The organism is Pseudomonas monteilii NBRC 103158 = DSM 14164, from assembly GCF_000730605.1.
Taxonomy (GTDB): domain Bacteria; phylum Pseudomonadota; class Gammaproteobacteria; order Pseudomonadales; family Pseudomonadaceae; genus Aquipseudomonas; species Aquipseudomonas monteilii.
Map to the genome: position 1 here is coordinate 52,537 of NZ_BBIS01000038.1, position 26,541 is coordinate 79,077.

15 protein-coding genes are annotated in these 26,541 nt (G+C 63.0%); 8 read left to right on the plus strand and 7 right to left on the minus strand.

What is annotated here, in order from left to right:
* The first annotated feature begins 242 nt into the window (after nucleotides 1-242).
* The 7 genes from gabD (at nucleotide 243) to PM2_RS19900 (ending at nucleotide 16,861) form a co-directional block, all read left to right on the plus strand.
* Complete coding sequence (gabD, locus tag PM2_RS19870; RefSeq protein ID WP_015268576.1) at nucleotides 243-1,685, plus strand: NADP-dependent succinate-semialdehyde dehydrogenase; 1,443 nt, start codon at nucleotides 243-245, stop codon at nucleotides 1,683-1,685.
* Nucleotides 1,686-1,867: 182 nt separating this feature from the next.
* Nucleotides 1,868-3,145, plus strand: coding sequence for a 4-aminobutyrate--2-oxoglutarate transaminase (gene gabT, locus PM2_RS19875; protein WP_016714431.1), 1,278 nt, complete (start codon nucleotides 1,868-1,870; stop codon nucleotides 3,143-3,145).
* 139 nt (nucleotides 3,146-3,284) lie between these two features.
* Complete coding sequence (locus PM2_RS19880) at nucleotides 3,285-4,583, plus strand: response regulator (RefSeq protein ID WP_016714432.1); 1,299 nt, start codon at nucleotides 3,285-3,287, stop codon at nucleotides 4,581-4,583.
* Between the two features lie 234 nt (nucleotides 4,584-4,817).
* Nucleotides 4,818-6,512, plus strand: a complete 1,695-nt coding sequence (locus PM2_RS19885) for a ShlB/FhaC/HecB family hemolysin secretion/activation protein (RefSeq protein WP_016714433.1) — start codon at nucleotides 4,818-4,820, stop codon at nucleotides 6,510-6,512.
* 9 nt (nucleotides 6,513-6,521) lie between these two features.
* Nucleotides 6,522-7,040 carry a toxin-activating lysine-acyltransferase gene (locus PM2_RS19890; protein WP_016714434.1) on the plus strand — a complete coding sequence of 173 codons (519 nt, stop codon included), beginning with the start codon at nucleotides 6,522-6,524 and terminating at the stop codon, nucleotides 7,038-7,040.
* A gap of 24 nt (nucleotides 7,041-7,064) precedes the next feature.
* On the plus strand, nucleotides 7,065-15,992 hold the full coding sequence (locus PM2_RS19895; RefSeq protein ID WP_028699555.1) for a two-partner secretion domain-containing protein: 8,928 nt from the start codon (nucleotides 7,065-7,067) through the stop codon (nucleotides 15,990-15,992).
* On the plus strand, nucleotides 15,992-16,861 hold the full coding sequence (locus PM2_RS19900) for a PoNe immunity protein domain-containing protein (RefSeq protein WP_016714436.1): 870 nt from the start codon (nucleotides 15,992-15,994) through the stop codon (nucleotides 16,859-16,861). Before PM2_RS19895 ends, PM2_RS19900 begins: the two co-directional genes overlap by 1 nt.
* A gap of 120 nt (nucleotides 16,862-16,981) precedes the next feature.
* Here the strand turns inward: PM2_RS19900 and PM2_RS19905 are convergent, their stop codons facing one another.
* Nucleotides 16,982-18,010: a GGDEF domain-containing protein gene (locus PM2_RS19905; protein ID WP_016714437.1), complete on the minus strand. Its 1,029-nt coding sequence runs from the start codon at nucleotides 18,008-18,010 to the stop codon at nucleotides 16,982-16,984.
* 98 nt (nucleotides 18,011-18,108) lie between these two features.
* Nucleotides 18,109-19,293, minus strand: coding sequence for a delta-9 fatty acid desaturase DesA (gene desA, locus PM2_RS19910; RefSeq protein ID WP_019096488.1), 1,185 nt, complete (start codon nucleotides 19,291-19,293; stop codon nucleotides 18,109-18,111).
* Between the two features lie 146 nt (nucleotides 19,294-19,439).
* Here desA and dibA point away from each other — a divergent pair, with 146 nt between their 5' ends.
* Nucleotides 19,440-21,335: a phosphodiesterase DibA gene (gene dibA / locus PM2_RS19915; protein WP_028699554.1), complete on the plus strand. Its 1,896-nt coding sequence runs from the start codon at nucleotides 19,440-19,442 to the stop codon at nucleotides 21,333-21,335.
* 31 nt (nucleotides 21,336-21,366) lie between these two features.
* On the opposite strand, the gene PM2_RS19920 is transcribed toward dibA, so the two are convergent.
* The 5 genes from PM2_RS19920 to PM2_RS19940 are packed head-to-tail and all read right to left on the minus strand — an operon-like array spanning nucleotide 21,367 to nucleotide 26,477.
* Entirely contained in the window at nucleotides 21,367-22,011 is a 645-nt protein-coding gene (locus PM2_RS19920; protein WP_016714439.1) for a methionine ABC transporter permease, read from the minus strand.
* Complete coding sequence (locus tag PM2_RS19925) at nucleotides 22,001-23,110, minus strand: methionine ABC transporter ATP-binding protein (protein WP_016714440.1); 1,110 nt, start codon at nucleotides 23,108-23,110, stop codon at nucleotides 22,001-22,003. The genes PM2_RS19920 and PM2_RS19925 overlap by 11 nt, the downstream gene beginning before the upstream one ends.
* A gap of 1 nt (nucleotide 23,111) precedes the next feature.
* Entirely contained in the window at nucleotides 23,112-23,912 is an 801-nt protein-coding gene (locus PM2_RS19930; RefSeq protein WP_016714441.1) for a MetQ/NlpA family ABC transporter substrate-binding protein, read from the minus strand.
* A complete protein-coding gene (locus PM2_RS19935; RefSeq protein WP_016714442.1) occupies nucleotides 23,905-25,296 on the minus strand; it encodes an LLM class flavin-dependent oxidoreductase in 1,392 nt (463 codons plus the stop codon). The genes PM2_RS19930 and PM2_RS19935 overlap by 8 nt, the downstream gene beginning before the upstream one ends.
* The gene (locus tag PM2_RS19940; RefSeq protein WP_012270030.1) at nucleotides 25,296-26,477 is read right to left on the minus strand and encodes an SfnB family sulfur acquisition oxidoreductase; all 1,182 of its coding nucleotides are present in this window, start codon (nucleotides 26,475-26,477) and stop codon (nucleotides 25,296-25,298) included. Before PM2_RS19940 ends, PM2_RS19935 begins: the two co-directional genes overlap by 1 nt.
* Between the last annotated feature and the right edge of the window lie 64 nt (nucleotides 26,478-26,541).

The window sequence follows — 26,541 nt, forward strand, 5'->3', positions numbered from 1 at the left end:
CGCGGCGCTCAGTCTCACAGGCGCAAAAGCTGTTATGGCAAGCGCCAAACTTTCACATTTCCCACCGCTCGATCGTCTAACCTGAAGCGACATTTCCGGACGGACTGTTCAACCATTCGTTCTTTTTTTCGAACAGCCTATTGTCCAACACCCCAGCAGCCGCTTAGCATTCGTTTGAGATTTCAAACGCTCGATGCCCTGCCTTGGGCGCTTTTCAACAATCAACAATTCGGGAAGCCGACATGCAGCTCAAAGACGCTCAGTTGTTCCGCCAGCAAGCCTACATCAATGGTGAGTGGCTGGATGCGGACAACGGCCAGACCATCAAGGTGACCAACCCGGCCACCGGTGAAGTCATCGGTACCGTGCCGAAGATGGGCACCGCGGAAACCCGCCGCGCCATCGAAGCCGCCGACAAGGCCCTGCCGGCCTGGCGTGCCCTGACCGCCAAAGAGCGTTCGGCCAAGCTGCGTCGCTGGTTCGAACTGATGATCGAGAACCAGGACGACCTGGCTCGCCTGATGACCACCGAACAAGGCAAGCCACTGGCCGAAGCCAAGGGCGAAATCGCCTACGCCGCCTCGTTCATCGAGTGGTTCGCCGAAGAAGCCAAGCGCGTCTACGGTGACACCATCCCTGGCCACCAGCCAGACAAGCGTCTGATCGTTATCAAGCAGCCAATCGGCGTTACCGCGGCCATCACCCCGTGGAACTTCCCGGCCGCCATGATCACCCGTAAAGCCGGCCCGGCCCTGGCCGCTGGCTGCACCATGGTGCTCAAGCCTGCCTCGCAAACCCCATACTCCGCCCTGGCCCTGGTCGAGCTGGCCCACCGTGCCGGTATCCCGGCTGGCGTGCTGAGCGTCGTTACCGGCAGCGCTGGCGAAGTGGGCGGCGAATTGACCGGTAACTCCCTGGTACGCAAGCTGTCCTTCACCGGCTCGACCGAAATCGGTCGCCAGCTGATGGAAGAATGCGCCAAGGACATCAAGAAGGTTTCCCTGGAGCTGGGTGGCAACGCCCCGTTCATCGTGTTTGACGACGCCGACCTGGACAAGGCGGTCGAGGGCGCGATCATCTCCAAGTACCGTAACAACGGCCAGACCTGCGTCTGCGCCAACCGTATCTACGTGCAGGACGGCGTCTACGACGCGTTCGCCCAGAAGCTGGCCGCCGCTGTCGCCAAGCTGAAGATCGGTAACGGCTTGGAAGAAGGCACCACCACTGGCCCGCTGATCGACGGTAAAGCTGTCGCCAAGGTTCAGGAACACATCGAAGACGCCGTTGGCAAAGGCGCCAAGGTGCTGTCTGGTGGCAAGATCATCGAAGGCAACTTCTTCGAGCCGACCATCCTGGTTGACGTACCGAAGACCGCTGCCGTCGCCAAGGAAGAGACCTTCGGCCCACTGGCGCCGCTGTTCCGCTTCAAAGACGAAGCCGAAGTCATCGCCATGTCCAACGACACCGAGTTCGGCCTGGCTTCGTACTTCTACGCCCGCGACATGAGCCGTGTGTTCCGTGTTGCCGAAGCCCTGGAATACGGCATGGTGGGTATCAACACCGGCCTGATCTCCAACGAAGTCGCGCCATTCGGCGGCATCAAGGCTTCGGGCCTGGGCCGCGAAGGTTCCAAGTACGGTATCGAGGACTACCTCGAAATCAAATACCTGTGCATCAGCGTCTGATAGCACGGTAAAGGCTTTACCTCTGCCAGCGGGGCGCGAGAGCGACGTCTCGCTGGCCTTTTTTACATCGCAGTACCTGGTGGCCAGGGCGTTTGCGGCAGTCGATCAACGAATACTGTTCGCGAGCACTCCCAGCCACCCCCGAATAAAAGCGCCATTCCTGTCGGCGCAATGAGGGCATTATGAGCAAGACCAACGAATCCTTGATGCAACGTCGTGTAGCTGCCGTCCCACGTGGCGTCGGCCAAATCCACCCGATCTTCGTCGACACCGCGAAGAACTCGACCGTGATCGACGTTGAAGGCCGCGAACTGATCGACTTCGCCGGCGGCATCGCAGTACTGAACACCGGCCACCTGCACCCGAAAGTGGTTGCAGCCGTGCAAGATCAGCTGACCAAAGTCAGCCACACCTGCTTCCAGGTGCTGGCCTACGAACCCTACGTAGCGCTGTGCGAAAAGATCAACAAGCTGGTACCAGGCGACTTCGACAAGAAGACCCTGCTGGTCACCACCGGCTCCGAAGCCGTTGAAAACGCCGTAAAAATCGCCCGTGCTGCCACTGGCCGCGCTGGCGTCATCGCCTTCACCGGCGGCTACCACGGCCGTACCATGATGACCCTGGGCCTGACCGGCAAAGTCGTACCGTACTCCGCTGGTATGGGCCTGATGCCAGGCGGCATCTTCCGCGCCCTGTTCCCGAGCGAACTGCACGGTATCAGCGTTGACGACGCCATCGCCTCGGTCGAGCGCATCTTCAAGAACGACGCCGAGCCACGCGACATCGCCGCGATCATCCTCGAGCCAGTACAAGGCGAAGGCGGCTTCCTGCCAGCGCCGAAAGAGCTGATGAAGCGTCTGCGCGAGCTGTGCGACAAGCACGGTATCCTGCTGATCGCCGACGAAGTACAGACCGGCGCTGGCCGTACTGGTACCTTCTTCGCCATGGAACAGATGGGCGTTGCGCCTGACCTGACCACCTTCGCCAAGTCCATCGCTGGCGGCTTCCCGCTGGCCGGTGTGTGCGGCAAGGCCGAGTACATGGACGCCATCGCGCCAGGCGGCCTGGGCGGCACCTACGCCGGTTCGCCGATCGCTTGCGCCGCGGCTCTGGCCGTGATCGAAGTGTTCGAAGAAGAAAAACTGCTGGACCGCAGCAAGGCTGTGGGTGAGCGCCTGACCACTGGCCTGCGCGAAATCCAGAAGAAGTTCCCGATCATCGGCGACGTCCGTGGTCTGGGCTCGATGATTGCTGTCGAAGTCTTCGAGAAAGGCACTCATACCCCGGACGCTGCTGCTGTTGGCCAGGTTGTTGCCAAGGCACGCGACAAGGGTCTGATCCTGCTGTCCTGCGGCACCTACGGCAACGTCCTGCGTATCCTGGTACCGCTGACTGCTGAAGACGCCCTGCTGGACAAAGGCCTGGCCATCATCGAAGAGTGCTTCGCTGAACTCGCTTGATGTGACGCGCTTCAGAAAAAACCCGCCTCGGCGGGTTTTTTTTTGTGCCCAGAAAAGCCCTGGGGCGCTATCGTTAGCGGAGGATTTGCTTTGGAAGCTGCGACGGACTGTGTGTCAGGCTAATCAGGAGCTGTTGGCGATGAGCGCTGCAAACCCCACCGCACCACACGTACTGATTGTCGAGGGTGATCCCTGGGTACGTGACATGCTCAGCGAGATGCTGCTCAGCGTGCGTTGTGATGCCCGGCTGCAGGTATGCGCCGACGGCTCGCAGGCACTCAACCTGTTGGCCAACAAGCCTGACCTGATCATCGCCGCCCGCGAGCTGGCCGGTGTCGACGGCCTGGACCTGCTGCGCAAGGTCCGCGCCAAAGGGCCGGGCTTGCCGTTCATCCTCATGAGCAACCGCAGCGACAGCGCCAGTGTGCGCGAGGTGTTGCCTCTGCACCCCACCGCCTACCTGAGCAAACCACTGAACCTGGACAACCTGCGCAAGCGCCTGGAAGAGCTGCTGGTGGCCGTTGGCGAAGAAATCGCCTGCCCGGTGCCGGCTTTGCCGGCTGGCGCCAGCCTGCCCGCTTACCTTGAGCAGCGCCGTGCTACCGCCGATGGTGGGCCGCTGTTGGCCGATGTGCAGGTGGCGATCAAGCGAGCGCTCAACCCCCAGGGCCTGAACCTGAAGGTGCTCGAAGAGGAAGTGCGTAACGACCCTCAGGTTACCGCCGTGTTGATTGCCGCCGCCAACAGCGCCGCGCTGCACCGTGACGCCCCGGTACAAACGTTGCTGCAGGCCTTGAACAAGCTTGGCAGTACCCAGAGCATGAACCTGATCTTGGGCATGACCCTCAAGCGCAGCGCACGCCTCAGCGACCCGTTGCTGGCGGAACATGCCGCCCGTTACTGGGACCTGTCGCTGCACACTGCCGAATATGGCCGTACCTTGGCGCGCATGCTCGAACTGGACGAAGGGCGTTGTTATTGCGCGGGTTTGCTGCATTGCCTGGGGGACTTGGCGGTGTTGCGCTGCCTACAGGAGTGGCGCCTGGCCGGCGGCGAGCTGGACGAGGACAAGGTGCAGCTGTCGCTTGACGAATTTGGTGCGGCGTTCGGCTCGGCGCTGCGTACCCGCTGGCGCTTGCCGTTGACGCTGCGGGAGTTGATCGCGGCCATTTACCAGCTTGGCGGTGGTGTCTATTCGCGGGAGATTCTGGCCATGAACCTGGCTGGGCAGTTGTCACGGCTGCCGGCCGAGCAGGGGATGGAGAAGGTGGCCAGTGGCAAGACCGCGCGCTTGCTCAAGCTTGGGTTGCCAGCGCTGAACCGGCTGCGCAAGGTGGAAAACCCCGAAGCGAACCCCGTGCAGTTGGCCGAGGCGCCCTTGACAATCGACGAACCGACGCCCCCCGAGCAGCCCGAGCCAACCGAGCCGACTGCCTAAGCGTTTGCATGCGCTGTGCGCCTCCAGGGTAGTCGCGCAGCGCCCTGACCCCGCTACCCGGCCGCTGCTTAATTTTGTGTTAGTTGCGACAAAACACGACTTTTAGTGTGGGAATTGCTTCACAAAAAGCTATTTTTCACCAATTTTCTTCCCATCTACTGCAACTTTTCCTGCTCTCGCCCGTCACATCGCCCGATAAACGCCTCCGTACTTATCGGTCCACAAGGATGTGATATGCCTACCATCGCCCTCCGCCTGCTCCTGCTGGCCGGCTGCCTGAGCGCAGCGCAAAGCAGCCTTGCTGCCACAGCCGACGATCCTCTGTTGCGCCAACAGCAGCGCGAACGGGCATTGCGTGAGCAGCTTGAAGCCCAGCCGGATGTTCGCCTGGAAGCGCCCACCACCGCGCACGGAATACTGCCTGCCCGGGAAACCCCGTGCTTCAGGATCAACGACATTCGCCTGATCGGCGACGCCGCCGAGCAGTTCCAGTGGGCCCTGGCGGCGGCCAACCCCAACGGTGACCCCGCGCTGGGGCGCTGCCTGGGGTCGGGCGCTATCAACCTCACCATGAAGCGCATGCAGAATGCGATTATCGAAAAGGGTTACGTCACCACCCGGGTGCTGGCCGAAGCACAGGACCTGAGCAGCGGCATCCTGGTACTGACCCTGCTGCCGGGGCGTATTGGTGATATCCGTTTCGCCGAAGGCACAAGCCGCCGGGCCAACCTGTGGAACGCCATGCCGGCTCAGCCCGGCGACCTGTTGAACTTGCGTGATATCGAGCAAGCGCTGGAGAACTTCAAGCGTGTGCCCACCGCAGAAGCCGATATCCGCATTGCCCCCGCCAGCGGCCGCAAGGCCAAGCCCGGCGAGAGCGATGTAATCATTGCATGGCGCCAGCGCTTCCCGGCACGCCTGAGCCTGTCGGTGGACAACGGCGGTAGCAAGACAACCGGCAAATACCAGGGCGCCGTAGCGCTGTCGCTGGACAACCCGTTGAGCCTCAACGACCTGTTCTATGCCAGTTTCAACCATGACCTGGGCGGTGGCGAGTCCGGCGACAAAGGCTCCAAGGGCCATACGCTGCATTACTCGGTGCCCTTCGGTTACTGGCAGCTGGCGGTGACCAGCAGTGAGTACGACTACCACCAGAATGTGGCCGGGGTTAACCAGAGCTTCCAGTACCGCGGCGAGAGCCGCAACAACGAACTGCGCCTGTCGCGCCTGGTTTACCGCGATGCCGTGCGCAAGACCACGCTGTGGAGCAGCCTGTGGACGCGCTCGTCCGACAATTTCATCGATGACACGCAGATTCAGCAACAGCACCGGCGCATGGCTGGCTGGCAGGCGGGCTTCAACCACCGCGAGTTTATCGGGCCGGCCACCCTCGACCTGGGGGCCAGCTACCGCCGCGGCACCGGTGCCCATGGCTCGCTGGAGGCTCCTGAAGAGGCGATTGGAGACGGCTCGTCGCGCTCGAAAATCATCCTCGCCGATGCCCAGTGGCAAGTGCCGTTCAGCGCCTATGACCAGCGTTTACGCTATCTGGGTGCGTGGCGCGCGCAGTGGAACCGTACCGAACTGGTTCCCCAGGACCGCTTCAGCATCGGTGGGCGCTACAGCGTGCGCGGCTTCGATGGTGAAAACATTCTGGCCGCCGACCGCGGCTGGACCTTGAGCAACGAACTGGGCCTGGCCCTGGGCAGCAGCGGCCAGGAGCTCTACACCGGTATCGATTACGGCGAGGTGGGCGGCAATTCCGCCGACTACCTGGTTGGCCGGCGCCTGGCCGGCGCTGTGGTGGGAGTACGCGGCGGGTACCGTAACCTGTCCTACGACTGGTCGTGGGGCACGCCGCTGAAAAAGCCGGACGGTTTCGAGACCGCCCACTTCACCAGCGCCTTTACCGTCGCGTTGTCTTTCTGAGGGCCCACCATGCGATTCGACACCTTTGAGATCACGGCCCCTGGCGTGTTCGACGAGCCCTGGAACGAGGCCACGGCGCTGGGCAGCGCCACCTGGTTGTGGATGCACTCCCAAGCGCACCGTGATGTGCCGCTGCACACCCTGTCGAGCCTGCTGCTGCCGGCCCTGAAGCACCGCCAGTTCGTGCTGGGCAGCGAGGGTGGCAAGCCGGTGTTCTACCTGTCGTGGCTAAGCCTGGACGAGGCAGCCGAGCGCCGCTACCTGACGCGTTCGCCCATCGAGATGGACGACGCTGACTGGTGCAGCGGCCAGCGGCTGTGGGTGAACGACTGGGTTGCGCCGTTTGGCCACACCGAGGTGCTGAGCCGGCTGTTGTTAAGCCGCGTGTTCCCCAACAGCTGTGCCCGCGCGCTCTACCACAAGGGCGAACAGCGTGGCCTGAAGATCAAGACATTTCATGGCATCGGCGTGATCCCCGAACAGGCCCGTGCCTGGTTTGCCGCCCACCCCGTCGTCACCGCTGGCTGACCTGCAAGCGCAAAGGGAGTTGCAATGAACAAGCACCTTTACCGGATCGTTTTCAACAAGGCGCGCGGCCTGCTCATGGTGGTGGCCGAAAATGTCAGCGCGCAGGGCAAGGCGCCGGGCAACACGCAGGCGCCAGGACACAGTGCCGGACAGTGCATCGCAACCTTGGGCCGCTTGCGCTTTGCCGTGATGGGCGCCCTGGGCCTGGTAAGCCTGAGTGCTGCGCCGGCCTGGGCTGCGGGCATTGTTGCCGACCCATCGGCTCCAGGCGGCCAGCGGCCGATGGTGATGGAAAGCGCCAACGGCACACCTTTGGTCAACATCCAGGCGCCCAGTGCAGCAGGTGTTTCGCACAACACCTACAACCAGTTCGACGTCGATGGCCGAGGTGCCATCCTCAACAACGCCGGGAGCAATAGCCAGACGCAATTGGGCGGTTGGGTCGAAGGTAACCCGTACCTGGGCAATGGCAGTGCGCGTGTCATTCTGAACGAAGTCAACGCCAGCAACCCTAGCCAGTTGCGCGGCTATGTCGAAGTGGCCGGCAAGCGCGCCGAGGTTGTGATCGCCAACCCGGCGGGTATTACCTGTGACGGCTGCGGCTTCATTAACGCCGACCGCTCCACGCTGACCACCGGGCGTGCTCAGCTGGAGAATGGCCAGATCACCGGCTACCGCGTTGAAGGCGGCACCTTGAGCATCTCTGGCAAGGGCCTGGATGCCCGTGACAGTGACTACACCGACCTGATTGCACGCACCGTCGAGGTAAACGCCGGGGTGTGGGCCAGCGACCTGAAAGTCACCGCCGGGCGCAATCAGGTGAATGCAGCTAACACCCAGGCTACTGCGCTTGCAGACGACGGCAGCGCCAAGCCGGAAGTGGCAATTGATGTGGCTGCACTGGGAGGCATGTACGCCGGCAAGATCAAGCTGGTGGGCACCGAGGCCGGCGTAGGCGTGCGCAACGCCGGGCAAATCGGCGCCATGGCCGGTGACGTGGTGGTCAGCGCCGATGGCAAGCTGGTCAACCAGGGGGCGATCAGCAGTGCCAGTGCCTTGCAGGTAGCGGCCGGAGCTGTTGAAAACAGCGGCAGTGCGTATGCCAAAGGCTCACTGGAGGTGACCAGCGCCGGTAGCGTGACAAACAGTGGCGTGCTGGCTGGCCAAGGCGATGTGAATATCCAGGCCGCCACGCTCAGCAACAGCAAGGCTTCCTTGCTGGCGGCTGGCGTCGATAGCGCAGGCAAGTCCAGTGGCAATGCCCGCCTGCAAGCCAGCGCAGAACAGATCGCGGCCAATGGCCAGGTCCATGCCAGCGGCACGCTCGACCTGCAAGGCAAAAGCATCGACCTGCAGGGTAGCCAGGCCCAGGCCGGTGACATGCGGCTCAATGCAACTCAAGGTGACCTGGACTTGGCCGACAGCCAGATCAACAGTGCAGGCACGCTCAATGCCAGCGCCGTTGGCACCTTGCGCAGCGACAGTGCGAAGGTCAACGTGGGTAACCTGCAACTGACGGCCAAGCACATTGCCAACGTCGGTGGTGAGTTGGTGCAGACGGGCCAAGGCGCTTCCAGCATCCAGGCCGCAGGCACGCTGGATAACCACGACGGGCGCATCGCCAGCAATGGTCAGGACCTGACCCTGCAAGCCAGCCACCTGAATAACCAGCAAGGCAAGGTCGAACACGCCGGCAGCGGGCAACTGACGGTGCAGGCCGATCAGTTCGACGGCAAGGCGGGCACCTTGGCCAGTAACGGCAGCTTGCAGCTGACGGCGCAGGACGCCGTACTCGCCGAGGGGCAGACCCAGGCCCGCAAGCTGGTGCTCGACACGCGTACCCTCGACACCCGCGATGGCACGGTCATCGCCACGCAGGGCGGCTCCCTCGAAGTGCGCAGTGCCCAGCACCTGGACAACCGCGGTGGCACGCTTGCCGCCGGTGGTGCGGCCAGTTTCAACGTGGGTGAGTTGCTCAACGACGACGGCACCCTCAGCGCTGGTGGCGCCTTGAACATACAGGCCCAGCGCCTGAGCAACTTGGCCGGCACCGTGGCGGCCACCCAGGCCATGCAAGTGATGGCCGGCCAGCTGGACAACAGCGGCGGGGTACTCGGGTCGGTGAATGCCGGCTTGCAGCTCATGTTGGATAACAGGCTGCTCAACCTGGGCGGGCGTCTGGAAGCGACGGGGGACATTCAGCTGAGTGCAGCGGGTGTGGATAACCGTCAAGGTGTGGTCAGTGGCCGAAACCTGTTGCTCGACAGTCGCGGTCAAAGTGTCGATAACGGCGGTGGCACCCTCGATGCTGCTGCCACGCTCGACTTGCGCAGTGGCGAGTTGCTCAATGCCGCTGGCTTGATCCAGGCCGGTGGTCGCCTGCTGGTCGACACCGGCGACAAGGCGTTGCGCAATAGCGATTCCGGCACCACCCAGGGCATCGTCGGCCAGGGTGAAGTGCAACTGCACAGCGCACAGTTGATCAACGACCAAGGTTTCATCGCCGGCAAGGGCGACGTATTGCTGGCTGCCGAAACCCTGGTGAACCACGGCCAGATCATCGGTGAAAGCACGGTGCGTCTGACCGGCGCCCAACTGGATAACCAGACGGGCGAAGTCCAGGCACGTGGTGCGCTGACCCTCGAACAGGCCAACACGGTCGACAACCGCAACGGCCTGTTGCGCAGCGCCGGGCAGCTCACCTTGACCACGGTGCAGCTGGACAACAGCACGAGTGGGGGCCTGGACCATGGCATTGAAGGCCATTCGCTGCTGCTGCGCGCCGACAGCCTGGACAACCGTTCGGGCGCACTGCGCGCCGACAGCGACATCGACCTGGGCCTGAGCACTGGCCTGAACAACGATGCAGGCCTGGTTTCGGCAGGCGGCAAGCTGTTGCTGGCCGACCGTGACAGCAACGCCACGCGCCTGCGCATCGACAATGGCAGCGGTACCCTGCTGGCAGGCAGCCTGCTGTCGATGAATGCCGCCTACTTCAGCGGCAGCGGCCAAGCCTTGAGCCTGGGCGACCTTATCCTGCGCCAGCAGGGCGACCTGACCACCCGCGGGCGCCTGCAAGCCAATGGCACGCTGGACATCGCCATTGGCGGCAGCCTGAGCAACAGCGGCCAGCTGTTGGCCGGCAAAACCCTCGCGCTCAGCAGCCAGGCGCTGGATAACCAGGCCAGCGGCGAGCTGTCTGCCACTGCAGTGAATGTGCGCGTCGGTGGCCAACTGACTAACCGGGGCCTGTTCGACGGCCAGCACGTACGGCTTCAGGCCGCTACCCTCGACAACCTTGGCACCGGGCGCGTTTACGGCGATCAGTTGGCCATCTCTGCCAACGCGTTGAACAACCGCGACGAGCAGGGGCGTGCGGCGGTGATCGCTGCCCGCGAGCAACTGGACATCGGCGCCCAGTCCATCGACAACCGCGAAGACGCGCTGTTGTTCAGCGCCGGCGATCTGGCCATTGGTGGTGCACTCGATGCCGACGATCATGCCACCGGCAGTGCCGCAGAGCTGCGCAATGCCAGTGCCACTGTCGAGTCCCTGGGTGACCTGCGCCTGGCAGTGGCCGCATTGCGCAACACCAACGAACACTTCAGTACCGCCCAGGTGCAGGTCAGCAGCGAGCAACTGCGCGAGTACCAGATCAGTGGCTCGCCGAACCGCTACAGGCCTGACGAGGTCAGCGTCTACAACGACGAAGTCGACCACCTGCGCACACCGACGGGTACCCGCGACAACTTCAACCGCTACGACTACACCCGTACGGTGACCGAAACCCGCATCCTGACCTCGGCACCAGGGCAGATCCTGGCCGGTGGCAACCTCACCTTCAGCGGCGACTCGATTTACAACGACAAGAGCCGCATCCTCGCGGGTGGCCTGCTGCAGGCCGGGGCGGCCACGGTGACCAACACCGAGGTGGATGGTCAGCGTGTAACCACCGACGCCGGTACCGCCACCAACTTCTACCGGATTCAGCGCAAGGGGCGCGACCGCCAAGGCACCAGCGTCACCGCCTATCGCCCCGCACCGTTAATCCAGGACATCGACCTCACCCCCACCGAGTATGGCGAGCACGCCACCATCAGTGGCAGCGGCACCCAGATCAACGGGCGCGAGCAGCAGGCGGTGGGCCAGCAGGTCGCGGCAGTCGGGCAAGTGGACGCCCAGGTCAGCGAGCAGCACCAGGTGGGCGCCGTGGTAGAGGTGAAACTCGAAGACGGCCAGGGCGTGGCCGACCTGGTACGCAGCGGCGCGCCGAGCCTGGCGCTGCCGAGCAACAGCCTGTTCCAGACCAACCCTGCAGGCACCCAGGGTTACCTGATCGAGTCGGACCCGCGCTTCACCAGCTACCGTCAGTGGCTGTCGTCGGACTACATGCTCGACCGCCTGAAGGTCGACCCGGCCACCACCCAGCTGCGCCTGGGCGATGGCTTCTACGAACAGAAGCTGATCCGCGAACAGATTGCCCAGCTCACTGGGCGCCGCTTCCTCGACGGTTATGCCAGCGACGAAACCCAGTACCGGGCCCTGATCGATAATGCCGTTACCTTGGCAAACGACTGGAACCTGGTGCCGGGTGTTGCCCTGACTGCCGGGCAGATGGCCCAGCTGACCAGCGATATCGTCTGGCTGGTGCAGCGCTCGGTAACCCTGGCCAATGGCGAGACGCGCCAGGTGCTGGTGCCGCAGGTCTACGTGCGGGTACGTGAAGGCGACCTCACCGGCAATGGTGCCCTGATCGCCGGCCAACAGCTCAAGCTCGACCTCAGCAGCGACTTGCTCAACAGTGGTAGCCTGGGTGGGCGCAGCGTGATGGCGCTGACCGCGCAGAACATCGACAACCTCGGTGGGCGCATCCAGGCCAACAATGTGTCGTTGCAGACCCGCGACAGCCTCAATAACCTCGGTGGCCTGATCGGTGCCACCGACAGCTTGGCCATCGACGCCGGGCAGGACATCAACGTGCGTTCGCTGACCCGCGACAGCAGCAGCGAACAGGGCAGCCGCACCAACGTGTCGCGGGTGGCCGGGTTGTTTGTCAGCGGCGCCGAGGGCACGATGCGGGTGTCGGCCGGCAACGACCTAAACCTGGCTGCAGCCCAGGTGGTCAACACCGGCGCAGGGGGCGTCACTCAGCTTGAAGCCGGGCGTGACGTCAACCTGACCACGCTTGGCGAAAGCCACCAGCAGTCGCTGGTGTGGAACTCCAGCAACTGGCGCAACGAGGCCAGCCGTGGTGAGGCTGGCAGTACGGTGCAGGCTACCGGCGACCTGCGGGTTCAGGCTGGGCAGGATATTGCGGCCCGAGGCGCTACCTTTAGGAGTGAAGAAGGCATGGTGCTGGCCGAAGCCGGGCGCGACCTGACACTGGCCGCATCCGAGCAGTACCAGTTCGCCGATGAAGCCCACAAGTTCAAGGGCAGCAACGGGCTGTTCTCCAGCAAGACCACCACCCTGCGCGACACCGTGAGCCAGACCCAGGCCAGTGGCAGCACGCTCAGTGCCGAGCAGGCTTACCTGCAAGCGGGCCGCGACATCAACGTGCGCGGCAGCGATGTGGTATCCACCAGCCAGACCGTGCTGGCGGCTGACCGCGATATCAATATCGAGGCCGCCAGCGAAAGCAGCAGCGAGCGCCATGACAAGGCCACCAAGAAAAGTGGCCTATTCAGCGGTGGCGGTATTGCGGTCACCCTGGGCACCCAGGAACAGAGCGTCAAAGACCTCACCACCCGCGAAACCGCACGTGCCAGCACCGTCGGCAGCACTGAGGGCGACATACTGATCGACGCCGGCCGCCAGTACCGCCAGGTGGGCAGTGATGTAATGGCGCCCAAGGGCGACATCGACGTGCTGGCCCAGCAGATTGCAATCACCGAAGCCCGTGAAACCACCGAACGCACCCGTGAAACACGCTTCAAGCAGACCGGTTTCACCCTGACCATCACCAACCCGGTCATCAGTGCCATCCAGACCAGCCAGCAGATGCACGACGCCTCGAAGAAAACCGAGGATGGCCGCATGCAGGCGCTGGCGGCGGCGACCACGGCACTGGCGGTGAACAATGCCGCAACTGCCGTAGCGCAGGACCCGGGGATGGCCGGTGGTATCAACATCAGCCTGTCACTGGGTACCAAACAGCAGCAGAGCACCACGGTGCAGCACAGCGATGCTGCTGCGGGCTCGACCATCGTCGCTGGCAACGACGTGCGCCTGCACGCCACCGGAGCGGGTAGCGACAGCGATATCACCGTGCAGGGCAGCGACATTCGTGCCGGCCGCGACGCCTCGCTGGTGGCCGATGGCGATATCAACCTGCTTGCCGCACGCAACACCAGCCAGCAGGACAGCGACAGCAAAGGCAGCAGTGCCAGCGTGGGCATTGGATTTTCGCTGGGGGGCAGTCGCAACGGCTTCACCCTCGACCTGGGGGTGAGCGGCAACCGTGGCGAAGCCGACGGCGATACCCTGACTCACACCAATAGCCATGTGCAGGCGGGCAACACGGCTTCATTGATTTCTGGCGGCGACACCAACCTGCGCGGTGCAGTGGTCAGTGGCCAGCAGGTGATCGCCGACGTGGGCGGTGATCTGAACATCGAAAGCTTGCAAGACACCGACACCTTCAAGGTTGACGAGAGCAGCATGGGCTTTGGCCTCAGCCTGTGCATCCCGCCGTTCTGTGCCGGCGTCAGCTCGGTGTCGGTGGACGGTGCCAGTGCCAACTTTGGCGGCACCAACATGGACTCGGACTACGCCAGCGTCACCGAGCAGTCCGGTATCAAGGCCGGTGATGGTGGCTTCGACGTGCGTGTGGGCGGCAACACCGACTTGGTCGGCGCAGTCATTGCCAGCAGCGACAAGGCCGTGCAGGACGGCAACAACCGTCTGGTTACCGCCAGCCTGACCAGCAGCGACATCCGTAACAAGGCCGAATACGACGCCAGCACATTCAACATCGGTGGCGGCTGGAAGGCAGCGGGCAAGGACCAGGAAGGCCAGGTGCAGACGGGCGGCAAGGTCAGCCCCGGCACCGAGCTGCCAACCAATGAAGACGAACTGGGCGCGAGCCTGCCCATCGCGATCAGCGCCAGCGACAGTGCCAGTAGCGTGACCCGCAGCGGCATCAGCGGTGGGTCGATCCTGATTACTGACGAAGCCGCCCAGCGCGAGCGCACCGGCAAGGGCGCTGAACAGACGGTTGCCGAGCTGAACCGCGATGTGTCCAGCGATCGCGACAGCAGCGAAGCGCTCAAGCCGATTTTCGATGAAGAGCAGATTCGTGCCGGGTTCGAGATCGTCAATGCCTTTGCCAACGAAGCCGGCACGCTGCTGGCGAACAAGGCCAAGGAAGTTGACGAGAAACGCAAGGCTGCGGCTGAAGCGGATGCGAAAGCCGATGCTGCAACCGACCCCTTGGCTGCCTTGGCCCTGCGCGAGCAGGCCATCAGCCTGCGTGGCCAGGCCGACGGCATCGCCGGCAACTGGGGCTCCGGTGGTACCTATCGGCAGATCACCACCGCTCTGGTGGCGGCTGCGAGCGGTAATATCAGTGCCGGCAACGGCGCCTTCCTGCAAGGAATGGTGGTCAACTATGTGCAGCAGCAAGGTGCCGGCTACATCGGCGACTTGGTGGCCGACGGCACGCTTGTCGAAGGCTCGCCCTTGCATGCGGCCTTGCACGGCATCGTTGCCTGCGCCGGCGCAGCGGCCAGCAGCCAGAGCTGTGGTAGCGGCGCGGCTGGCGCGGCAGCGTCGAGCTTGCTGACCGGGCTGTTCTCTGAAGCCAGCCCTACCGAAAGCGAGCGCGAGCAAGAGGCCAAGCGCAACCTGATCGTCAGCCTGGTCACGGGCCTTGCGGCTACCACCGGCCTGGATGCCGCGACGGCGACTGGCGCTGCCTCGGGGGCGGTAGATAACAACTGGCTGGCCACGCAGCAGCTGGTGCAGGCGAAGAAGGAAGTTGATGAGGCGGACGGTTTGTTGGCCAAAATGCAGGTCGCGGCCAAGTGGGGCTTCATCAGCAAGAAGCAGGACTTGTTGACCCAGACGGGCATTGGCGTTGGCTTGGTCGAGGCCGGTTTCAGCGATATCCAGGGGATAGCGCAGTTGCTCGCCCACCCAATCGATAGCCTCAATGGCATGAAGGCATTGGTTACCGATCGCGCAGCCCGTGAGGCATTCGGTGATCAGGTGGTCAATGAGCTGAGCGACAAGATCGACCGCATGAAACTGGCCCTTGAGCAGGGCGGGGACGACCAGGCTTTGCAGCTCGGACGTGACCTGGGTGAGCTGGTCTGGCAGGTGGGCAGCATCGCTACGGGGGCGGGTGGTATCGCCAAGGGCGGCGTGAAGTTGGCCACGGTCGGCATCAAGCTGAGCACCAGCAGCCTGGAAAGCATGGCGGGTATGGGGCGTTTCGAAAAGCTCTTGGCCAAAGGTGGGCAATTCAACCCCAACGGCACACCGATCATGGACTTCCGAGCGTTGAGCAATGCACAGAAAAGTATTGTTGGCGACCTGATGGGCGGCGAGCGCATTCAGCAGATCGTGCCCGGTGCGCAAAAAATTGGTCGGGCGCCTGACATCGGCCAGACAGGCATCGATGACTTGTACAAGGTCAACAAGCCTGATGTGGACTATCTGATTGTTGAATACAAGTTTGGCTCTTCAACGCTCAAGCAGACCAAGGATGGTATGCAGATGAGCGATAGTTGGTTGACAGGGGCGAACACTAACTACAATCGCGTTCTGGAGTCGGTAAGCGGTGATGCGCGCGAAGCGAGAAATATCCGGCAAGCGCTGGCTGCCGGGCGCGTTGAGAAGTGGTTGGTTCATACCGACCCGTTTGGCAATGTGACCGTCGGGGTGTTGGACAAGGCAGGCAAGTACGTGGCCGACCCGACGGCTACCTCCAAGTTACTGGGGATCAAGTGATGAAAATGCGTGCACCTCTTGGCGATCCTGCCTACTGGGCGGAGTGGGTCGCTTTCGGTGAGGAATCCATCGCCCTTGGCTGGGAAACAGCCAGCAAACCTTTCGGCGACCCATCCTATGCACCGCAATACCTGTTCGAATTGGCGCAGGATCATTGGCATCAGATGTTGCGTTGCTATTCGGCGGGTCTGCCAACCCCGTCGCTGGCAAGCTACTTTCCTGGGCTGCTCGATGCCTGGGAACGCTCTCAGGCATTAGGTGCGCAGCAGTGGACCGAAGATCAGGTATTCACCCGTAATGCTTGGCGAGTTAACTATGACCATTACATTACTTGCTTCTGGGTGGTGGCGTTGGCGCTGGTATTGGAAATTCCCGACGAGCAGTGGCAGCGGTTGGTCCGATTGGTGGGCAACGAAGGTGAAGATAGCCTGCTGGATCGCGTAATAGCGACCCGTTCGCCACAGCGGTGTATTGGCGGCGAGTTGCTTTACCCCAAACCATACGGGCGGTTGCAAACTGCGATCGATGCCGAGCGCCCCCAGCAAGCCAGTCTGCTGCGTGATTTTGTTGACCATTGGTATCTTGAGCTCGGTAATGGTGCACGGTCTGGCAAGTACAAACAGGCTGCAGCGTTCAAGCACCCCTACTGGTATCGCTATGGTGATGAGAACTTTGCTGGCGGTGCGTATTTTGGTCGCTGGTGCGTCGAGGCTGCGGCGGCGGTCAAGGTATTTGGACTGGATGATCAGCTTTGTCTCGGCCATGAGCATTACCCACAGGCGTTTTTGCATGAGCAGGCGGATTTGCCATCACCACCAGTAATCGAGCGCGAAAAACGTGGGTTCTGGGCCAGGTTGCTAGGCAAGTGACTGGAACACCTGATTAATCGAGGTTAAGCAGGCGCTCGGATTGCCTTCACTTGTCATCAAGCATCCGTTGATTAGCGCTGCAACGACCGGTTGGGGCTGACTCGCATGCCTGCGCTGCGGTCAGCCGCAGACGATCTGGTTCTTGCCCTGCCGTTTGGCCTGGTACATTGCCGCATCGGCCCGGGCATACAGGCTATCCAGCGTCACATCTTCATCCGTTAGCGCAGTTAGCCCCTGGCTCACTGTCACCCCGTACACCTGCTCTTCATGGCTAAAGCTCAAACGCTGAATCGCCCGCTGCAAGCGTTCGGCAATCTGTTCTGCCGCCTGGGCATTGCAACCCGGGAACACCGCCGCGAACTCCTCACCACCAATACGCCCGAACAGGTCGCCACGGCGTAGCACGGCCTTGCCGCTGTCGGCGATGCGTTGTAGCACCTGATCGCCTTCCTGGTGACCGTAGCTGTCGTTGATGCGCTTGAAATCATCGATGTCGAGCAGCAAAAAGGCCAACGGTGTGCCGTCTTCGCGGGCGCTGTCAAAGGCTCGCTGGGCGCACTCGAAGAAGTGCCGACGGTTACTGCTCTGGGTCAGCACGTCAGTGGTGGCCAGGCGTTGCAACTCGCCTTCAAGCTGTTTCTTTTCAGTGATGTCTTCGGCGATGCCGACAATGATCACCCGGTCGCCGTCGTGCTGCTGGTTGATGTAGCACTTGTCACTTAGCCAGCGCAGTTGACCGTCGGCATTGAGAATGCGGTATTCGCGGTCTTCCACCGAACCTTTGAGCAGCACCTGGGCCAGGCTGCGCTCGGCGTACTCCAGGTCGTCGGGGTAGATGCTGTCGCGCCATTCGTTGTAGTCGGCCAGCACCAGGCTGACCGGGCGGCCGAAGATTCGCTCGTAGGCGGGGCTTACGTACAGCACCTGGCGGGTTTCCCAGTCGAAGGCCCAGAGCACCGCATTGACACTGTCGAGCAGTGAACTGAACAGTTGCTCGCGTTCGCTCAGGCGGGCGACTTCGCCTTGGGCGTGGAGCAAGGCCAGCAGAGTCTGGGCGGCTTCAGGAGGCGGGGTACCGGGCAGGATCGTGGGGATGTTCTTGGCCATGTGCACGAATCGGGTCTCGACTTGAAAGCGTGCGGCCAGCATCCTGCCCGCCACGCGGGCGATGTGCGATTTTGAGTGGTGGCGAGGGGGCGAAGTTCCGAACGGCATGCCCCGAAAGGGGGCATGCCGACTAACGGCGGTCAGGCGCCGGAGGGGCGTAGGGAATAGGTTTTCAGCTGCGCTGCGAAGTCGCGCAGGGCATGAATGCCGCTGGTTTCGGCTTCGTGTACCCAGTCCTTCATGGCCGCTAGCATGTCGTGCCCGTTGGCGCTGGTGCGCGCCCAGATCTGCTGCAGGGCCAGGCGTTTTTCGTAAATGGTCTTCAACGCCTGGCTGTGCGCAAGCATGGACTCGATGCGCATGTGGTGGCGGTCTTCCAGCAGGCTGGTTTCACGCGACAGCAGGCGCTTGGCGCGGCGGAAGTGGTGACTTACCGAGGCGTCTACCCGGGCCAGCTCCTGCTTGACCAGCGGGCCGATCACCAGCTTGCGGTACTGCGCCATGATCTGGAAGCGGTTGTTGAGGATGGCCATGGCGGTGTCCATGTCCAGGCTGGCCTTGCCCGCCACCCGGTGAGCGATCGGCGCCACACGCTGCACCTTGGCCAGGCGCAACAGGCAGAACAGGCGTATCCAGGCCCAGCCCATGTCGAACTCCCAGCGCTTGACCGACAGCTTGGCCGAGTTGGGGTAGGTGTGGTGGTTGTTGTGCAGTTCTTCACCCCCGATGACGATGCCCCATGGCACCAGGTTGGTGGCAGCGTCGCGGCATTCGAAGTTGCGATAGCCCAGTGCGTGGCCCAGGCCGTTGACCACGCCGGCCGCCCAGAACGGAATCCACATCATCTGCACGGCCCAGATGGTGATACCGATGGTGCCGAACAGCAGCAGGTCGATGACGGCCATCAGTGCAATGCCGCCCAGCTTGTAGCGCGAATAGAGGTTGCGCTCGATCCAGTCCTCCGGGCAGTTCTTGCCATAAATGCGCAGGGTTTCGGGGTTGCGCGCCTCTTCCCTGTACAGCTCGGCGCCCTTGCGCAATACCGTGCTCAGGCCTTTGTGAACAGGGCTGTGCGGGTCGTCGGGGGTTTCGCATTTGGCGTGGTGTTTGCGATGGACGGCGGTCCACTCGCGTGTGTTCTGCGCCGTGGTCAGCCACAGCCAGAAGCGGAAGAAGTGCTTGAGCGCGCCGTTGAGCTCCAGTGCCCGGTGCGCGGAGTAGCGATGCAGGTAGACCGTGACGCTGACAATGGTCACATGGGTCATCAACAGAGTGATGCCGACCAGTTGCCAGGCCGACAAGTCGAGCAGGCCGTTGTACCACATAGGTGTAAAAACCCTCGGAATGCAGGAGGAGGGGCTGATTATCCCTCGGGAGGGAAATAAAACCAGTCACCCGTTCAGATAGGAGGTCACGACATGTTTCAGCCTTTATACTGCCCCATTATTTCTGATGGGCTATCCCACCCGACATGTCTGTTTCCGTTCGCGACGCCTTGCGCATGGCTGCGCTGTATGTAGTGCTCTCGATCCTCTGGCTGGTGCTGGCCGAGGTGGTGCTGCACGGCATGACTGACGATCCCCTTGCATTGACCGTGGGGCGGCAGATCAATGTGGTGCTGTGGGTGCTGTTCAGTGCTTTGCTGATTTACGTGTCGCGGGTGCGCCTGCTTAACTTCATCGGCCGTGGTGCCCGCTTGCGTTGCGAAGACCGGGAACGGCTGCGCATGGCGGCTGCGGTGTTCGACAGCACACTCGAAGGGGTGCTGGTCACCGACCGCCAGGGCCTGATCGTGCACGTCAACCGCGCATTCATGCGCATCACCGGCTACCAGCAGGATGAGGTCATCGGGCAGCGCCCGAACAAGTTCAAATCAGGCCGCCATGGGTTGCCGTTCTACGAGCAGATCTTCGCCACGCTGGCCGATAAGGGCGAGTGGAGCGGGGAAATCTGGAACCGGCGCAAAAGCGGCGAAATCTACCCGCAATGGCAGACCATTTGCGCCATTCGCGACGACGATGGTGAACTGAGCCATTACGTGGCGGTATTCAGTGACATCAGCGCAATCAAGCATTCGGAGCAGGAACTGGCCTACCTGGCCCACTACGACCCGTTGACCGGCCTGCCCAACCGCCTGCTGTTCACCGACCGCGTCGAGCAGGCCTTGGCGGCGGCTCAGGCCAACAAGCGCGGTTGTGCCCTGTTGCTGCTGGACCTGGACCACTTTCAGAGCATCAACGATGGCCTGGGCCACACCATCGGTGACCAGTTGCTGAAGCTGGTGGGCGAGCGCCTGGGGGAGGTACTGGGTGCAGGCGTGACCTTGGCGCGCTTGGGTGGCGACGAATTTGGCGTGCTGGCGGAGAACTGCCAGCAGGTCGGCCAGGCGGGCAAGCTGGCGCAGTGCATCATCGAGCGTATGCGCGAGCCGTTCCAGTTCGATGGCCATCGCCTGTTCATCAGTGTCAGTGCGGGCATCAGCCTGTTCCCCAGCGACGCGTTGAGTGCCGAACAACTGCTGCGCAATGCCGATTCGGCACTGTTCAAAGCCAAGAGCAACGGGCGGGCGTGCTATGCGCTGTATACCGAAGAGCTGACCGCCCATGCCCAGCACCGGGTAGAGACCGCCGGTGAGCTGCGCCGGGCCCTGGAGCAGGATGAGCTGCGGGTGTACTTCCAGCCGGTACATGACCTGGCTTCAGGCCGACAAGTCGGGGTCGAAACGCTGGTGCGCTGGCAGCACCCCCAGCGCGGCCTGGTGCCGCCGGGCGAGTTCATCCCGATTGCCGAGCGCACGGGGCTGATTGCCGAGATCGACTCCTGGGTGCTGCGCCAGGCCTGCCGACAAATGGTGCAGTGGCAGGCTGAAGGCCGGCAGCTGGCGTTCGTGGCGGTAAACATCTCCAGCCGCCTGTTTGGCCAGCACGAGTTGTACCGGCAGGTGGCCGAAGTGCTGCACGAGACGGGCCTGGCCCCGGCCCTGCTGGAGCTCGAAGTAACCGAAAGCGCGGTGATGGAAGACCCGGAAGTGGCACTGGAGCAGTTGCACCGGTTGCGTGAGCTGGGGGTGACCTTGGCCATCGATGACTTTGGCACCGGGTATTCGTCGCTGCTGCGGCTCAAGCGTTTGCCGGTGCAGAAGCTGAAAATCGACCAGGGCTTCGTGGCCGGTTTGCCGTACGATGAAGACGACATCGCGATCGTGCGGGTGATCATCGCCTTGGCCCACAGCATGGGTATGCAGGTGCATGCCGAGGGCATCGAGCTGGCAGAGCAGGCCAGCTTCTTGCTGCAAGAGCAGTGTCAGCTGGGGCAGGGCTATTGGTTCGGGCGGCCGGTACCGGCTGGGGATATTCGCTGGGATTGAGATCTTGGGGCTGCAAAGCAGCCCCCGGCATTCAACGCTTGTTCAAGCCCTTCGCCAAGCGGTCCCCGCCCAGCTGGATCAACGCCACCAACGCCACCAGCATGGCGATCACGGTCAGCATGATTTGGCTGTCGAAACGCTGGTAGCCATACCGGTAGGCAATATCCCCCAACCCCCCCGCACCAATCGCGCCGGCCATGGCCGAAGAGTTGATCAGGGTTACCAGGGTAATGGTGAAGCCGCCGACAATGCCGGGCAGCGCCTCAGGCAAGAGCACATGCCAGACGATGTGCCAGCGTCGGCAGCCCATGGCCTGCGCAGCTTCCACCAGGCCATGGTCCACTTCGCGCAGGCTGACCTCGGCAATCCGCGCGAAGAACGGGGTGGCGGCAATGGTCAGCGGCACCACCGCCGCCCATACGCCGTAAGTGGTGCCTACCACCAGGCGTGTGAAGGGGATCAGCGCGACCATCAGGATCAGGAACGGAATCGAACGGAACAGGTTGACGAAGGCGCCCAACACGCGATTAAGCAGCGGTGCTTCGAAGATGCCACATTTGTCGCTGGTGACCAGCAGCACCGCCATCGGTACCCCTACCAGCAGGGCGATCAGCGACGACACACCGACCATCAGCAGGGTATCGAGCAAACCTTCCAGCAAGCGATCAAACCACATGGCCCAGTACCTCAACGTCCTCGGCCCAGCGGCGGGCGCGCTCCAGTAATTGATGAGTGTCATGCGGCGAGTGCCGCACCGAAAGGATCAGTTGGCCCAAGGCATGTTCGCCAATGGTCTCCACGCCGCCCTGCAGCAAGCGCACACGCCCACCCAGTTCGTTGAACAGGGCAGACAGTTCAGGTTCGCCCAGCACCGTCAGTTTCAACACCACGGCACTGTCGCGGCTCGCCGGGCTGGCTTGCAGGCTGGCTTGCAGCGCGGCAGGCAGCCTGGCCTGCAGTGGTGCAAGCAAGGTGCGGGTGACCTCGTGGCGAGGCGAACCGAACACCCGCCAGACCTCGCCCTGTTCGACCACTTCGCCACGCTCGAGCACCACCACCCGGTGGCAGATATCGCGGATCACGGCCATTTCGTGGGTGATCAGCACGATGGTCAGCCCCAGGCGCTGGTTGATGTCGCGCAGCAGCTCAAGGATCGAGGCCGTGGTTTCCGGGTCCAGCGCGGAGGTGGCCTCGTCGCACAGCAGAATCTCGGGGTCGTGTACCAGCGCCCGGGCAATACCGACGCGCTGCTTTTGCCCGCCGGACAGCTGCGCCGGGTAGACGTGGTGTTTTTCCTGCAGGCCAACCAGCTCCAGCAGTTCACGCACCTTGCGCTGGCGCTCGGCCTTGGCCACACCGGCCACTTTCAACGGCAGCTCGACGTTCTGCCACACCGTTTTGGCCGACATCAGGTTGAAGTGCTGGAAGATCATGCCGATGCGCCGACGCAGCGCCACCAGGTGGTCTTCGTCGAAGGGGGCGATGTCCACCTGATTGATCAGCACTCGGCCCTGGCAGGGTTGCTCCAGACGGTTGATGGTACGCAACAGCGATGACTTGCCGGCTCCGCTGCGGCCGATGATGCCGAAGATCTCGCCATGGCGGATGTTCAGGTCGATGCCTTGCAAGGCCGGTTGTGCCTGGCCAGGGTAGGTCTTGCCCAGGCCGATGAAGCGCACATGGGCTTCATTGACCTCCGGGCGCAGGGCCTGTTCCTTGACCGTTGGCGGCAATGGTTGGGGGGTAGGCGCCCTGAGCGCGCTGGCCTGGCTCATATCAGCCTTCCCAGCCGGCTTGATAGAGCTTGCCGTGGGCTTTGTCGAGCGCTGCACGCACGGCTGGCGAGTGCTGATAGATGTCAACGAACTTGGCCAGGCGCGGGTCGTCCTTGCTCTGTGGGCGAATGACGAACTGGATCACGTATTCCTTGTTCTCCAGGCCGTCGAACAGCAGCGCAGAGCCTGCGTCGAAGCTGTTGGCCAGGCGGATGTAGGCCGGGTAACCCTGCACCAGGTCGGCGTCATCGTAAGCGCGTACCAGCTGAACTGCCTCGACCTGAAGGATTTTCAGTTTTTTCGGGTTGGCGACGATGTCGTCCTCGGTGGCCTTGTAGCCAACGCCCGGCTTGAGGGAAATCAGCCCGGCCTTGGCCAGCAGTTGCAGGCCACGGCCGCTGTTGATCGGGTCGTTGGCAATGGCCACGCTGGCGCCTTCAGGCAGCTCGGCAAAGCTTTTGTACTTTTTCGAGTACAGGCCAACGTTGTTGATGATGCCCGGTGCATAAGGCACCAGGTTGAAGCCAGCAGCTGCCTTGGCGTTTTCCAGGAACGGGATGTGCTGGAAGTAGTTCACGTCGATGTCGCCGCTGTTGAGGCTGACGTTGGGTGCGATCCAGTCGCTGAACTCGATCAGCTTCACTTCCAGGCCTTGTTTGTGCGCTTCTTCCACGGCGGCTTCCAGCGGTATCGCAAAGGCCGAGGTGGTGCCGATCTTCAGTGGGTCGGCTGCCAGGGCGTGGGCGGACAGGCCAAGGGTGAGGGCAATGGCCGCGACGGGCCGGAACAGTTTCTCAAGCATGGTGCGGGACTCCAGTCGGGGCAGGGGAAGGGACAAAACGATAGGCCGAACCAGGGTGATCGGCGGGCAAGTGCGGGTGGTCGGACTGGAACAGCTTCTCGCGCAGGGTGCCTTCGGCGTAGGCCGTCTTGTAGCGGCCACGCCGCTGCAGTTGCGGGATGACCAGGTTGATGAAGTCTTCGAAGCTTTCCGGGGTGACGGTACGGGTCAGGTTGAAACCGTCCAGGCCGGTTTCATCAATCCATGCGATCAACTGATCGGCCACCTGTTCGGGTGCGCCGACCAAGGTTACGTAGCGGCCACCGAGGGCGTGCTGCTCAAGCAGACGGCGGCGGGTCCAGGCGTTGTCTTGTAACTGGCGCGTGGCGGACTGAATGGCGTTGCTCTGGCTGAAGCCGATTGGCTCATCCAGTTCATAGGCCGCAAAGTCTATGCCGGTGGATGCAGCGAAGTGCGCGACGCCGGCTTCAGGGCTTGCATGGCGCAAGTACTCGGCATGCTTGGCCTGGGCCTCTTGCTCGGTGGCTGCGACGATTACCGTGATCCCCATGAACACCTTGATTGCCTGCGGGTCGCGGCCGGCCGCTTGCGCAGCGGCGCGTACCTTGTCGACCTGGGCGCGTGTGGCCGCTTTGTCCTGGCCACTGATGAACACGCATTCGGCGTGGCTGCCGGCAAAGGCCAGGCCGCGCTGCGAGCTGCCGGCCTGGAACAGTACCGGCGTGCGCTGTGGCGAGGGTTCGCTCAGGTGATAGCCCTCGACGTTGTAGAACTCGCCGTGGTGGCTGACTTTGCGCACCTTGTCGGGCTGGGCGTACACGCGCTGCTGGCGGTCGGCGACCACCGCATCGTCGGCCCAGCTGCCTTCCAGCAGCTTGTACAGCACCTGCAGGTATTCGTCGGCCTGGTCGTAGCGGCGGTCATGCTCCGGTTGTTGTGCCAGGCCCATGGCCCGGGCGGCACTGTCGAGGTAGCCGGTGACGATGTTCCAGCCCACCCGGCCATTGCTCAGGTGGTCGAGGGTGGACAGGCGGCGGGCGAACAGGTACGGCGCCTCGTAGGTGAGGTTGGCGGTAAGGCCGAAACCCAGGTGGCGGGTAACTGCTGCCATGGCCGAGACTAGCAGCAGCGGGTCGTTGACCGGCAGCTGGATCGACTCCTTGAGGGTGACGTCCAGCGACTGGCCGTAGATGTCGTAGGTACCCACGATGTCGGCAATGAACAGCCCATCGAACAGGCCGCGTTCCAGCAGGCGTGCCAGGTTGGTCCAGTAGTCCAGGGTCTTGTACTGGGTCGAGGTGTCCCGTGGGTGGGTCCACAGGCCGTGGTTGATGTGCCCGATGCAGTTCATGTTGAAGGCATTGAGCAGGAGCTGCTTGGCCATCAGATAGTCCCCCGGCGTGGCGGGTTGGCATCGTTGAGGTAGTAGTTGCCGATGGCGTGGTACTTCCAGCGCACCGGGTCGTGCAGGGTGTGCACGCGAGCGTTGCGCCAGTGTCGGTCGAGGTTGTGTTCGGCCAGGGTGGCCTGGCTGCCGCCCAGTTCGAACAGGGCGGTACCGGCGGCAAGGGAGATCTCGGTGCTGATGGCCCGTGCTTCGGCCACGGCGATGGAGGCGGCGGCCACATTGTCGGCGGTGCTGTCGTCGCGGGCGCGGTCGAGGTATTCACCGGCGCGTTCCAGCAGGGCCTCGGCGGCGTGCAGGCGGATGGCCAGGTGGCCGAAGCTTTTGAGTGTCAGCGGGTCATCGGTGGCCTTGTCCAGCCCGGAATCGACCCACGGGCGGCTGCGGGTACGCACGAAGTGCAGGGCATCTTCATAAGCGGCGCGGGCGATGCCGGTGTCGATGGCGGCATGAAGGATCTGCGCCAGCGGGCCGACCGGAGTAGGGCGCTCGAAGGCGCTCTGGAACGGCACGACGTCGGCAGCGCTGACGTACACGTTGTCGAACACCACCGAGCCACTGCCGGTAGTGCGTTGGCCGAAACCGCTCCAGTCGTCGATCACTTGCAGGCCCTGGCTGTCGGCCGGGACGAAGGCCAGTTGCTGTACGCCTTGGTCATCAACGACCGAAGTCGGGATGCGCTGGGCATAAATGGCGCCAGTCGAATAGAACTTGCGGCCGTTTATGCGGAAACCGTCACCATCACGGCTCAGGCGAGTGGTGCGCTCGTTGGCGGTCTTGGTGCCCAGCTCGGCCAGGGCGTTGCCGAAACGCCTGCCGGCCAGTACTTCGGCGTACAGGCGTTGCTGCTGCTCGGGTGTACCGTTTACCCGTAGCACTTCCAGGCCGTAGAAGTGGTTTTGCGGGATTTGCCCGAGCGAGCCGTCGGCCTGGGCGATACGGGCGATGACCTTGGCCAGGGTGACGTTGGACACGCCAGCGCCGCCGAAGGCCTTGGGTACGCTGATGGCCCACAGGCCGGAGCGGGTGAACAGCTCCAGTTCGGCGTGGGGCAGGCGGCGTTCGCGGTCGCGCAGGGCGCTGTCGCGGCGCAGTTGCTGGGCGATGTCTTCGGCGACATTCAGGGCTTCTGTGTCGCTGGTGATGATGTTTGTAGTCATGGTGTTCTCCGGGGGCCGCTGCGCAGCCCTTCGCGGGCATTCCCGCGAAGGGCTGCGCAGCGGC

Coding starts and splice junctions, on each gene's coding strand:
- dibA (WP_028699554.1), top strand. CDS start 19,440: ATGTCTGTTTCCGTTCGCGACGCCTTGCGCATGGCTGCGCTGTATGTA.
- PM2_RS19920 (WP_016714439.1), bottom strand. CDS start 22,011: ATGTGGTTTGATCGCTTGCTGGAAGGTTTGCTCGATACCCTGCTGATG.
- PM2_RS19900 (WP_016714436.1), top strand. CDS start 15,992: ATGAAAATGCGTGCACCTCTTGGCGATCCTGCCTACTGGGCGGAGTGG.
- PM2_RS19935 (WP_016714442.1), bottom strand. CDS start 25,296: ATGGCCAAGCAGCTCCTGCTCAATGCCTTCAACATGAACTGCATCGGG.
- PM2_RS19885 (WP_016714433.1), top strand. CDS start 4,818: ATGCCTACCATCGCCCTCCGCCTGCTCCTGCTGGCCGGCTGCCTGAGC.
- PM2_RS19890 (WP_016714434.1), top strand. CDS start 6,522: ATGCGATTCGACACCTTTGAGATCACGGCCCCTGGCGTGTTCGACGAG.
- PM2_RS19880 (WP_016714432.1), top strand. CDS start 3,285: ATGAGCGCTGCAAACCCCACCGCACCACACGTACTGATTGTCGAGGGT.
- PM2_RS19940 (WP_012270030.1), bottom strand. CDS start 26,477: ATGACTACAAACATCATCACCAGCGACACAGAAGCCCTGAATGTCGCC.
- desA (WP_019096488.1), bottom strand. CDS start 19,293: ATGTGGTACAACGGCCTGCTCGACTTGTCGGCCTGGCAACTGGTCGGC.
- PM2_RS19930 (WP_016714441.1), bottom strand. CDS start 23,912: ATGCTTGAGAAACTGTTCCGGCCCGTCGCGGCCATTGCCCTCACCCTT.
- PM2_RS19895 (WP_028699555.1), top strand. CDS start 7,065: ATGAACAAGCACCTTTACCGGATCGTTTTCAACAAGGCGCGCGGCCTG.
- gabD (WP_015268576.1), top strand. CDS start 243: ATGCAGCTCAAAGACGCTCAGTTGTTCCGCCAGCAAGCCTACATCAAT.
- PM2_RS19905 (WP_016714437.1), bottom strand. CDS start 18,010: ATGCTGGCCGCACGCTTTCAAGTCGAGACCCGATTCGTGCACATGGCC.
- PM2_RS19925 (WP_016714440.1), bottom strand. CDS start 23,110: ATGAGCCAGGCCAGCGCGCTCAGGGCGCCTACCCCCCAACCATTGCCG.
- gabT (WP_016714431.1), top strand. CDS start 1,868: ATGAGCAAGACCAACGAATCCTTGATGCAACGTCGTGTAGCTGCCGTC.